Genomic DNA, 11954 nt, shown 5'->3' on the forward strand with positions numbered 1-11954 from the left:
ACTGCACTTTGGCACATTCGATGCCGGTGGAGCAGGAGCCACCCACCTCATCCGGTATGGGCCGTCCTCGTGATCAGCTACTATCGGGGCAGGGGGCTTTGCTGCAACGGCACCGAAGTCGGCTTCGAGCCCAAACTGGTCATTGGTTCGCAGAGCAGCGTCCGTCACTCTGGGCGATATATGGAAGTTCGCTGCGAGGATCACCATCGGCGGCTCTGCGCAGGAAGTGACCTTTGCAGAGTCACGCTAACGGCCAATATTAGTCATTGAGAATGAAAGTCGGATGCTGTGGGCGCAGCCGCGAACCTGAACACCGCGCTAGAGCGCCTTCACCGGACGGTCGCCCCCGCTATGCGAAAAGGAGAGGAGAACTATAGCGGTTGTCTCGTCTAAGCCATTCACCTAGCCTACCAGTGTTCGACTTAATCTACATTGTTGATAAGGTTTGTTATGAAAATTGGCTTTAGCGTTATTGTAACCTACATTCTTGCGGTTTCAGTTTTCTCCTTGTCGCTCATTCTGGCCTCGGCCGTTTCAGCTCAAGAAACTTCTTTAATTGGATCTGATGGCAAACCAGTGGTCATTGGGGCAAAGAAGAAACCGAGAAAGTCGGGTCTCTGTCTTGATTATGGAAAAACGAGGCTTGGGAATGGGCGGCCGTACCGTGTGGTAGAACCGACAAGAACTATTACAAGTCATGAAGGTATAGACTTCTGCAAACGCGCAGGCTCGCCCGTGATTTCGCCTGCGGACGGCAGAATCCGATATATTGAGTGGGATAACAAAACCTATGGCGGAGTTGTGGGTATAACCACCGAATTCTCCGTAAAACCCCGCGAAGGTATGAGCAAATCCCGTGTCTTTGTTGAAATGGTTCACATTGTTCCCCTGAAAAATTTGAAGCGGGGACAATTGGTTCGTGCTGGGCAAATCGTTGGCCACGTCCAGGAAGCAAATCGTCCGAGCATTGGCAAAACACCTCACGTCCACTTTGCAGTTCGGCGGTGTGATGACTGGCCTACTTGTCACTTGGACCCCAACTTTTTCTGGCGCGATGGAGCAAGAAAGGTCTCCTGCTTTGACAAGAATAAGGCGATACCAAAAGGCCGAATGGTGGCTCCGATTCCTTGCTGAGGAAAGCTAAAAAATATGGCCCTTGAGCGTAGAATAGCGGCGGTTCTTGCCTCCGACATGGTAGGTTTCAGCCGACTAATTGAACTGGACGAGGAGGGTACGCTAAGTCGCCAAAAGAAATACCGATTGGAAACCGTGGAACCTACAATCGAACGACTTAGTGGCTCGATTATAAAGTTCACTGGTGATGGTTTGCTGGCAGAATTTGCTTCAGTTGTACAAGCTGTCCAATGCGCCGTTCACATTCAAAACGAGATTGCCGAACGCGAAGCAGAGTTCGCTGAAGATAGAAGAATACAGTACCGCATGGCCATTAACCTTGGTGATGTAGTGTTCGATGACGGTGATATCTTCGGTGATGGCGTCAACGTCGCAGCTAGGCTTGAAAGCTTGGCCCCAGCTGGTGGAGTGCTGGTATCCGGTTCAGCGTACGATTTACTAAAAAACCAAATTCCAGTTCGCTATCACGCTCTCGGAAAAAAGAAACTTAAGAACATTGCGACGCCTGTACGTGTTTATTCGGTAGAGACTAAACCCGTGAGGCAGGGCGCTAAAACTAACCTCGTGCAACGTCCAAGACACGTGGTCGGCACGGTAGTCGCCATTTTGGCTGTGGCTTCATTGGGTACAGCGTTGTCGGTAGACGTCGGGGCCATATTTGAGCGCCGCAGCCTGGAGGAACGGTTTTCGGCGATGGTTTTCGGCGCCCAAGAGGCTCTTAAAGAACAGGGTTTTCTGAAAACTTTTGAAAGCGGCGTACTCGGGCGTAGTACTCGCTTGGCAATTACCGAATTTCAACAAGCCCACGGCCTTGAGACTAGTTCAATCCTAAATGCCGAAACTATGTCGTCCCTAGGAGTGAGCAATGAACTACGCCCTTCGGATTGGAACGATGTCCTTTCCTCTAGTCATCATGCTCAAATCAGAGTGCCGGAGGTTTTTGAGTATCTCTGCCCCGATGACCGGCTAACGAGAGCTGCGCAATCTTTAGAAAACTTGGAGTTCGCGTTTGCGAACATTGGGGACAGTCTTTATGTCGCCGTTGCTTCTTTGGCTGGTTTGCCAAGTTCGAGAGCAATGGAGTTAGCGGAAGAATCAGGCGGTTATCTAGTTTCGATTTCTTCGATTGAAGAAAATGAATTTGTTCACCATCTGACGAGCAGAGATCCAAAGTTCTGGCGTTTAAGCGGAGATGGAAACTCCTGGGTTGGCCCCGGTATTGGTTTGTTTCAAGAAGAAGGAGCAGAAGAACCCCGGGGTGGTTGGCGTTGGCATAGCGGCGAAGAAGTCATGTTCACAAATTGGTTTTTTGATCAGCCAAACGATTGGGGAAATTCTAACGAGAACGTAGCAACGCTATGGCACCCTGCCCGCAGAAGCTCGTTGGAAACTCAAACGCAGCATTCACCGACTTGGGGAGACGATGTAGGTTGGTTTTACTCATTCGTAGTTGAAATTGATTAATATGTTAAAGCGGAGCCAAAGTCCTTTCGCGCTATGCTCGTATAGAAACACCCACGATTGAATGAAATGTGTCGGGTGTCTGACTTCGAACCTATTTTGGTACATTTCGCCAGAATAATTTATGCTGTCTGTCCGTCCAGAGATGTAGCACGTCCATGTCCGCTTTGGTTTGGAAACGGTCATACACCGTGAGAACCATCAACGGCGGTGTGGGCCGTTTGCTACCGTTGTTCCAATCCTAACGAACGGCAGCTTCTGTCCGCAAAGCCGACCTTGCTGCGGTCTGATCCGGCACGATTTCCAACCGAAACCGTCAGATGACCGGTTTGAGCCCGAAGCAGTCGTAGGTTTCAAATGCAGCATCGTTCATTAAGGGCGGTCTGCTCGGCAGATGTGGTTTCAACAGACCACGCGCGATCTTCATGATTTGCAAACACAGCAAACCGGTGCAATCTTCATGCATCGGGCTCTTTGCTGGGCATTGTTTACTTTGGAGTATCACATGAAGCGCCGTTTGGCAGCAATTCTGGTGGCTGATGTGGTTGGATATTCTCGTCTTGTGCGAGAGGATGAGGAAGGCACGATCAAAGCACTCAGGAATTTGCGTCGCGAACGGATTGAGCCCATCATCAAGGATCGCGATGGGCGCGTTGTAAAGCTGATGGGTGACGGAATACTTGCGGAATTTCCTAGCATAGTTGAGGCCGTACGCGCGGCAATAGAGATCCAGGACACGGTCGCGCAGCGGAACTATGATGTGGCTTTTGACAATAAGTTCTTGTTTCGGATCGGGGTCCATCTCGGAGACGTGATCGTGGATGGTGACGATATCCACGGCGACGGTGTGAATGTAGCGGCCCGATTGGAAAGTCTGAGCCCGCCTGACGGGTTCTGCATATCTGGCAGCGTCCATGAAGAGGTGCGGGACCGGCTTGATATCAATTTCACCGATCTTGGCGAGAAGAAAGTCAAAAACCTCAATCGACCAGTTCGGGTTTGGCAATGGAGCCCCAATGGGTCCGGAGATTTCACTGACCTCCCAAAGCCTGCAGCGAAACTGGATAAGCCCGGTATCGCCATCCTACCTTTCAACAATTCGTCAAGCGACCCCGAGCAAACCTATTTTTCCGACGGCATCACCGAAGATCTGATCACCGAGATATCGAGAATTCCTGAACTCGTTGTTATCTCGAGAAACTCTTCATTCACCTACAAAGGAAAAATAGCCAAGGTGCAGGATGTTTGTCGTGATCTCAACGTGCAATATGTGGTGGAAGGATCGGTGCGTAAGGCTGGCCAGCGGTTGCGGATAAGCATTCAATTGATTGACGGTCCAACCGGTGGCCACCTGTGGGCGGAACGCTACGATCGTCAGATTGAAAACATATTCGATGTACAGGATGACGTGACCGAACGGGTCGTTGATGCGCTAAAATTAACTCTGGTCGGCGGCGTGTCGCGAACCTGCCGAGTCCGAAAACCAGATCAGCGCGCATACGACTACGTGCTGCGCGGCAGGGAGCAGTATCGGTTATTTACCCGCGACGGCAATGCCAAGGCGCGCGACCTGTTCGAAAAAGCGATCGCAATAGACCCAGATTATGCCGAGCCATACGCAGGACTATCTGAGACATATGTGCAGGACTGGTTTGCCGGATCCATATCAGCGCTGGACCACGCGTACGATCTGGCCAAGCGAGCAACATCGCGGGACCCGATGCTGCCCCTCGTTCAAGAGGCTTTGAGCACAGTTCACTTGTTCCGACGGGAGCATGACGCGGCCATCACGACCGCACGTCGCTGGATCGAGCTTGAGCCCAGCGATGCTGAAGCCTATGCCGCACTTGCTGGCGCTCAGCATTTTGCCGGACAGAACCACGAGGTGGTTCCACTGATCGAAACGGCAATGCGCTTAAACCCATATTTTCCTTTCTATTATTCTCACTATATTGGGCTCGCCAATATGGCGATGGGTCGATTTGAAGACGCGGCGACCGCTTTTCGAAGTGCCATTTCTCGCAACCCCGACACGGTCTGGCCTCACTTTTTTTTGGCCGCCAGCCTGGGCCATCTCTCGGAAAACGAAGATGCACTGGAAGCATGGAATAAGGTGAAGCGCATACAACCGGATGCTGTCATCGGTCAGGTGACTCAGCTTCCCTACAAGAATGAAAGTGACACCAACTTGGTGTTGGAAGGATTGCAAAAGGCAGGACTATCCCCTTGAGACGCGAAATAGATCATCAGGATCTATCAACAAATCCTTGAAGATGCGGACGTTTGCCACGAATACGTTTATCAGTCGGATTGGCATTCAAGCGGGCGTTTGTTTGTGGTGTCCTACGACCAGTTCGGACCAGGCGAACACACCACCGCGCCGATGCCAATTTGATCGCCTTAGGTTTTTCGCGGTTGCAGCGAAGGTCCGAAAAGTCCGCGTCTTACCCGTTCAAGAGACGCACAGCGAAAGTCGACCCATCGCTGACCGGTGCTTGGTGCAGATCGCGGCGAAGGTACCAAGAGAGCCCATTCTGTGAATTTGGTTTTCCCGCTGCGCGCGCTCGCAGCACAGATTCTGCCGCATGCACATCATCTTGAGCACAGCAAGTGCAGCGTAACGAGCGGCCATTTGTGCAAGGCGCAGCTAGATTTTGTCAGGCAAGGAACGAGTCCGCAACAAAGCCGACGTTGGCAAACACTCGTCGTACGTCCTCTTTCGATGTTAAAGCGGACTAGCGCCTTAACGTGAACTAATACTGCTTGCCTTATAATTGAGACCCTCATGGATCGCACATGCTAAAATAGATATCTGAAGAGTAACTTGTTGAATTAATTAACGCATTCACTCCTCTCTTACCAATCAGTTGTTGGTAAGGCCGCAAAATTGTATAGTGACCTAGCCTACCAACGGGCACTGGCAGAGTGCCGAGGTAGCTGGATTGGGAGGGACAAGATGCAATTGTTTCACACTCTCGTTGCCGCTTTTGGTATGTCGACCCTAGCGCTTGTCGTCCCTGCGAACGCGGAAATCCGCATCGGTACAGGAGCTCCTCTTTCCGGGCAGTATGCGTGGGGTGGAGAACAGTACCGAATAGGTGTCGACTTTGCGCTTCGGAAAATAAATGAAAACGGCGGGGTTTTGGGCGAACAGGTTCGGCTTGTTCTTGGAGACGATGCGGCAGACCCAGATCAGGCTGTCGCTGTTGCTAAAAAATTCGTGAGTGATGATGTGGTCTTCGTCGTCGGCCATTGGTCCTCCGGCGCGTCGATACCGGCGTCCAAAATCTATGACGAAGCGGGAATATTGATGATTTCGCCTTCTGCTACAAACACCAAGTTAACTGATGAAGGCGGGCCTGGAATATTTCGTATTTGCGGTCGGGACGACCGGCAAGGCGCAGTGGTCGGCGACTACATGGCCAAACATTGGCCAGAGAAACGAATATCCATTTTGCACGATGGCGGGGCTTACGGCCAAGGACTTGCCGAAGAGACCAAAAAACGCATCAATGAGCTCGGCTTGACTGAGGTGATGTTCGAAGGTTTTGCAACAGGGGAGGTTAACTATTCCCCCCTCGTTGATCGTATTCGGGCTGCTGAAACTGATATTCTTTTCGTCGGCGGGTATCCTGCCGAAGCGGGTCTTATCCTGCGTGAAGCCAGGGACCAAGGTGATGACCTTCAGTTCGTATCCGGCGACTCCCTTTCAACTGCGGATTATTGGCTGATCACTGGTGATGCCGGTGAGGGAACCATGTTTACCTTTTTTCCGGACCCCCGCTACGACCCCAAAAATGCGGCTCTGGTCGAAGAGTTTCGAAATGGCGGCATCGAGCCGGACGGGTATACGCTATATGCTTACGCCGCTGTCGAGGTTTGGGCGCAAGCGGTGGAAAAAGCCGGAACGCTCAAGCTGGATGTCGTAATCGCCTCTCTGAGAGAAAATGAGTTCGACACCGTTTTGGGGACGCTTCGGTTCGACGAGAATGGCGACATCACGGACCCAGGGTTTTCCTGGTACACGTGGAAAGGAGGGGAGTACGTGCCATTGCAATAGCGCTATGTAATTAGGGGGTAATGACATTTTGCTACCACGCAATGAATATATTGAGGTAATTGGCCGACCGCTCGGGTGCCTACATGTTTGACAGCTTAGGGGTCCGGTGGCGTCTTCTCATAGCATTTTTTGGGATTAGCGCCTTTGCAGTGCTCGCGGCTGCTGCTGCGGTTTACTCGTTTCTGGCGATCGGAAAGACCATGGATCACATCACGCAGCAACGTGTGCCAGCTGCGCTTGGATCCCTGGAGCTTTCCCGAGAAGCTGACCGGATCGTCGCGGCCGCACCAGCACTGCTGGCTGTGTCTACCGATGCTCAACGTACGGAGCTGACCGGGGCGATCAGCGCAGGCGTCGGCAATCTCAATAAAATGGTTGCGGATTTGAAATCTCGGGAATCCGACGATTCCAACCTAGAGGAAATCGAGGCGGCAGTGACGCGCCTTGGAGAAAACCTTTCGGCGCTCGACATTCTGGTGGGCGATAGATTGGCTGTGACTGATCAAAAGAGCGAAATCCTCACCCGTCTTTCGATCACAAACAAAGGGGCGCAGCGGGCACTTACTCCGGGAATCTCGGTCATGGACGCTAAACTGTCTCAACTGCGAAGCGCCATTGATAATCCTGACTTGACCGAAGATGAGCGTGAGGGGGCAATGAATGAGCTGACGCGCAGTGTTGCCGAGGCCTTGCCGCTGCAGAAATTCCAAGTGGAAGTATCCGCGATCAACGACAATCTGATACTAGCGGCATCGGCCCTTTCCCGCGCAGACGTGGACTTGATTGCATTCCCGTTGGAAAAGTCATTGGAGGCGCTCAACCGGCTGTCTGGCGAGTTGCCGACTTTTCAGCGCCGGTTTTTGCTGCCGAGGGTGAAGGAGTTCGAAGAGCTTGCATTCGGCGACAAAAGCGTTTTGCAAGCGCGCACAGAAGAACTTGACTTGATTGTCAGGGGCGAGGCTTTGATTGCCCAAAATGCAGCGCTGTCTCAACAGTTGACGCAGGCTGTGGACGGCCTGCTGGCGCATGCAAGAGATGACATTGCCAGCGCGAATGCCGAGGCCGGTTCGGTACAGCAAGTCAGCACATATGTTATGATTGCTGTTGTGGTGTTGAGTTTGGTCAGCTCCACACTGATCGTCTGGCGCTATGTAGGGCGCAACTTGATCGCGCGACTTACCGGATTAAGCGACAGCATGTTGGCAATCGCAGGTGGAAATTTGCGCGCACCACTGCCAGCAACCACAGGCAATGACGAAATCGCCCGAATGGCCGAGGCGCTATCCGTATTCCGGGATACGGCAATCGAAATCGAGGAAAACAACCTGCGCGAAATTGAGGTGGCACGTCGCAGGTTAGTTGACGCGATTGAAAATTCTTCGGACGGATTCGCGTTCTATGATGCAAATGAGAAGCTGGTTCTTTGCAATAACCGATACAAGGAACTGCTATATCCAGAGATTGAAGTCACCATAGAGCCAGGAATGTCGTTCGAGACGATTATTCGCAGTTCGGCCAAAGTCGGACTGATCGTCAATGCGCAGGACAGGATCGACGAGTGGGTCGAAGAGCGCATCGCCTCGCACAGAAACCCCAAAGAGGCGCTGGTGCAGCAACGGCGCGACGGTCGCTGGATTATGATCAACGAGCGCAAGACCAGCGATGGTGGTACGGTTGCCGTCTACACTGATATCACCGAGCTTAAGCAGCGCGAACGGGATGCAGAAGAAGCAAACCGGGCCAAGAGCCAGTTCCTGGCCAACATGAGCCATGAACTGCGAACGCCCTTGAATGCCGTGATCGGTATCACCGAAATGTTGGAAGAAGATGCCGAAGATCTGGGGCAAGACGATTTCATCGAACCTCTGCAGCGGATTTCGCGGGCGGGAAAGCACCTTCTCGAGCTAATCAACGAGATCCTTGATCTTTCCAAAATCGAAGCGGGCAAACTTGATCTCAACCTAGAGGAATTCGATTTGGTTGCGTTGCTGCAAGACACAGTCGCGACAACGAAGGGTCTTGCGGAAAAGAATGGCAACGTGTTGGAGGCCCACTGCCCGGATGAGCCGGAGAAAATGTTCGCCGACATGACGCGGGTCCGTCAGGTTATTCTGAACTTGTTGAGCAATGCCTGCAAATTCACGGAGAACGGCAAAATTTCCGTCCGCGCCGCCAAGTCCGTGATCGATGACCGTCCTTGGCTGGTTCTGGATGTGTCCGACACAGGGATCGGGCTGACACAAGAACAGATCGGGAAGTTGTTCGAGGACTTTTCTCAGGCTGACAGTTCAACTACGCGCAAATACGGTGGCACTGGCCTGGGACTTTCTATCAGCAGGCGGCTGTGCCAAATGATGGGTGGGGATATCACCGTTGAAAGCACAGTTGGCGAAGGGACAACATTCACCGTCAGATTGCCGTTCCGTGTCGAAGGTTCATCCCCTGCCTACACCTCTGGCAGAGATCTCAAGCCATCCTTGAAGGACCAGCTAGGCGCATATTCAGGCACAATCCTTGTGGTTGACGACGACGACACCACGCGAGAGTTGATGCGCGTTTTCCTGGCCAAGGAAGGTTTCGATGTTGTTACGGCTGCTGATGGCAAAGAAGCTCTCAAACTTGCGCGTAAAATTCGACCCTCAGTAATTACATTAGACGTTTTGATGCCTCCTCCGAACGGCTGGGACGTCCTTGTAGAACTCAAGGCGGATGAAACCCTGGCCGACATACCAGTTATCATGCTGACAATGCTAGACGAAGCGCGCAAAGGTTTTGGGCTCGGCGCCTCGGACTATTTGGTCAAGCCGCTGGACAGAGAAAAACTCAGGGACTCATTGAACCGTTTCCGTCCCAAGGAAGGGGCGCCTCTGGCCCTTCTCGTCGAAGATGATGAGGCCACACGCACGTGGCTGCGTGGTTGCTTAATGAACGATGGGTGGCGCGTAACCGAAGGAGAAAACGGGCGCATTGCCCTGAGTTTGATCGAGGAAGAAACTCCGGACTTGATCTTGCTGGATCTGATGATGCCGGAAATGGACGGCTTCGAATTTCTGGAGGCGCTTCGCAAAGTTTCCGAAGGCGAGAACATCCCGGTGGTTGTCATAACGGCTGCGGATCTGACGAGCGAAGATCGCCGTCGGTTAACCAATGGCGTCGAAAGTATTCTCGAAAAGAGTTCAACGAGTTGTGACACTCTGCTGTCGGAAGTCGGCGGTTTCGTAAAGCGTATGGCCGGCGAGGTAATTCGACCATGACCAAAATTCTTTATGTCGAAGATAACGATGACAATATCTTCATGCTTACGCGACGTTTGCGTAGAAAAGGGTATGAGGTACTGGTCGCCACCGACGGTGCGGCTGGAATAGAAATGGCGCGCGTCGAAACCCCCGCACTTGTTCTGATGGATTTGAATCTTCCTGTTCTTGACGGTTGGGAGGCGACACGACGGCTTAAAGCCGCACCAGAAACTGGAAATATACCTGTGATCGCCCTTTCCGCATTTGCAATGGCCGGCGACCGGGACCGGGCATTGGATGCCGGCTGTGACGATTATGTATCGAAGCCAATCGATTTTGACCTTCTTCACCAGAAGATCAATTCGATCCTGACTAACGGGTCCGCGGCATGAGCCTAAAGGAGCCGGCAATTCTCATCGTCGATGACAATGAAGACAATCGATACACCCTGACCCGACGCCTGAAACGTGAGGGGTACTGGAACTTGGTTGAAGCCCATGATGGGCACGAGGCATTGGAAAGGTTAGCCCATACACCGTTCGATTTGGTTCTCTTGGATATCATGATGCCAGGCATGAATGGGTTTGAAACGCTGGAGTCTATGAAGTCGGACATGGCCTTGCGGGACATACCCGTCATCATGATCTCGGCGGTCGACGAAGTCGAAAGCGTGGTTCGGTGCATCGAACTTGGCGCAGAAGACCACTTACCCAAACCCTTCAACGCGGCACTTCTGCGTGCCAGGATTTCTGCCAGTCTTGAAAAGAAACGCCTGAGGGATCAGCAGGAATCGTATCTTCGGCAGATCGAGATTGAGAAAAATCGAGTGGACGAATTGCTTCATGCGACGCTTCCAAACGCTGCCGTTCACGAATTGAAATCGACCAACACGGTGCGACCGAGACGTTTCGAAGATGTGGTGGTTTTGTTTTGCGACGTGGTCGGGTTTACCCAATATTGCGACAGACATGCGCCGGAAGAGGTGGTGTCGCATTTACAGGAAATGGTGAATACGTGTGAGCAAATCACCGCACGTTATGGACTAGAAAAAATCAAGACTATAGGTGATGCATACATGGCAACCGCAGGTTTGCTGCACTATGTTGAAAACCCGGCCGACGCGAGCGTAAGCGCAGGACTTGAGATGATTTCAGCAGTCAAAAACCTCGAAGCATCTTGGGATCTGCGCGTTGGAATTCACATCGGGCCAGTAGTAGCCGGCGTTATTGGTAGCAAGCAATTTGTATTCGATCTATGGGGCGACACGGTGAATGTCGCATCCAGAATTGTAGCAGAATCTGAACCCTCTAACGTCCTTGTCAGCGCCCCAGTTTGGCGTCTGATCCAGGGCAGATTCCGTGGCAAGTCGATGGGACAAGTGGAATTGAAAGGAAAGGGAGCACTCGAGTTGGTCCAGTGCAAATGAGGGCGTTCGTCTTGGACAGTCAGAGAATGTTGGCAACGCTCGCTTCCTGCGCAACTTCGACATTCGCCTCGGTTGCAGCATCGGTCGATATGGGCTCAGAGCGGCCCAATGCATTTGCAGCGTTTCCCAAAGAACAGGCAATCGGACAACGGCCATTCAAACAACCAGTAAAATTCAGGCGTCGGCGCGGTGCTGATGTCTGGGCCTGGCGGGAGGATTGGAGGGCGCACTATGCAAAGAGTCCAACTCCCCGCTGTCACCTCGAAACGCAGAGCCTGGAACAAGGGCCGGATCATCGGCCAAAAACGACCGCTGTTACCGAAACAGGTCTGGGCGATCCGCGCGCGGCTCGAACTGGCGGGCAACCTGCGCGATCTTGCATTGTTCAACGTGGCGATTGATAGCAAGCTTCGCGGATGCGATTTGGTGAAACTAGCTGTCACCGACTTGGTGAGGGATGATCGCGTTCGCGAAAGGGTGTCCGTGATCCAGAGCAAAACCAAACGGCCCGTCCAGTTCGAACTCTCTGAAAATACACGCGATACCATTACCGAGTGGATCACCTCGCCGGAAATGATCGGTTGCCGTTTCATGTTTCCCAGCCGGTTTCATGACCGCCCACATATCTCAACCCGCC

8 protein-coding genes and 1 pseudogene are annotated in these 11954 nt (G+C 52.5%); all 9 read left to right on the forward strand.

The features are described 5' to 3' along the window. Positions 1-450 precede the first annotated feature (450 nt). Complete coding sequence (locus tag GOX66_RS24480; protein ID WP_170766380.1) at positions 451-1134, forward strand: M23 family metallopeptidase; 684 nt, start codon at positions 451-453, stop codon at positions 1132-1134. Positions 1135-1149: 15 nt separating this feature from the next. After that, positions 1150-2598: a peptidoglycan-binding protein gene (locus tag GOX66_RS24485; RefSeq protein ID WP_170766382.1), complete on the forward strand. Its 1449-nt coding sequence runs from the start codon at positions 1150-1152 to the stop codon at positions 2596-2598. A 502-nt stretch (positions 2599-3100) separates the two neighbouring features. Further along, a pseudogene (locus GOX66_RS26415) lies at positions 3101-3514 on the forward strand (adenylate/guanylate cyclase domain-containing protein); the annotation flags it as partial. Between the two features lie 3 nt (positions 3515-3517). Next, positions 3518-4825, forward strand: coding sequence for a tetratricopeptide repeat protein (locus tag GOX66_RS24490; RefSeq protein WP_237212772.1), 1308 nt, complete (start codon positions 3518-3520; stop codon positions 4823-4825). 726 nt (positions 4826-5551) lie between these two features. After that, positions 5552-6655 carry a branched-chain amino acid ABC transporter substrate-binding protein gene (locus tag GOX66_RS24495; protein WP_170766386.1) on the forward strand — a complete coding sequence of 368 codons (1104 nt, stop codon included), beginning with the start codon at positions 5552-5554 and terminating at the stop codon, positions 6653-6655. Between the two features lie 83 nt (positions 6656-6738). After that, positions 6739-9909 (forward strand): response regulator, encoded by a 3171-nt coding sequence (locus tag GOX66_RS24500; protein ID WP_170766388.1) that lies wholly within the window; start codon positions 6739-6741, stop codon positions 9907-9909. After that, positions 9906-10283 carry a response regulator gene (locus GOX66_RS24505; RefSeq protein WP_170766390.1) on the forward strand — a complete coding sequence of 126 codons (378 nt, stop codon included), beginning with the start codon at positions 9906-9908 and terminating at the stop codon, positions 10281-10283. The genes GOX66_RS24500 and GOX66_RS24505 overlap by 4 nt, the downstream gene beginning before the upstream one ends. After that, positions 10280-11317: an adenylate/guanylate cyclase domain-containing protein gene (locus GOX66_RS24510; RefSeq protein WP_170766392.1), complete on the forward strand. Its 1038-nt coding sequence runs from the start codon at positions 10280-10282 to the stop codon at positions 11315-11317. Before GOX66_RS24505 ends, GOX66_RS24510 begins: the two co-directional genes overlap by 4 nt. A 231-nt stretch (positions 11318-11548) precedes the next feature. Next, positions 11549-11954 (forward strand): site-specific integrase (locus tag GOX66_RS24515; protein ID WP_473773361.1); only part of this gene is annotated, 406 nt, incomplete at its 3' end.

Source organism: Ruegeria lacuscaerulensis (assembly GCF_013031245.1).
Lineage (GTDB): Bacteria > Pseudomonadota > Alphaproteobacteria > Rhodobacterales > Rhodobacteraceae > Ruegeria > Ruegeria lacuscaerulensis_C.

Bases quoted from the DNA above. Each gene is read 5' to 3' on its own strand.
- GOX66_RS24480 (WP_170766380.1), top strand. From the start codon at position 451: ATGAAAATTGGCTTTAGCGTTATTGTAACCTACATTCTTGCGGTTTCA.
- GOX66_RS24485 (WP_170766382.1), top strand. From the start codon at position 1,150: ATGGCCCTTGAGCGTAGAATAGCGGCGGTTCTTGCCTCCGACATGGTA.
- GOX66_RS24495 (WP_170766386.1), top strand. From the start codon at position 5,552: ATGCAATTGTTTCACACTCTCGTTGCCGCTTTTGGTATGTCGACCCTA.
- GOX66_RS24500 (WP_170766388.1), top strand. From the start codon at position 6,739: ATGTTTGACAGCTTAGGGGTCCGGTGGCGTCTTCTCATAGCATTTTTT.
- GOX66_RS24505 (WP_170766390.1), top strand. From the start codon at position 9,906: ATGACCAAAATTCTTTATGTCGAAGATAACGATGACAATATCTTCATG.
- GOX66_RS24510 (WP_170766392.1), top strand. From the start codon at position 10,280: ATGAGCCTAAAGGAGCCGGCAATTCTCATCGTCGATGACAATGAAGAC.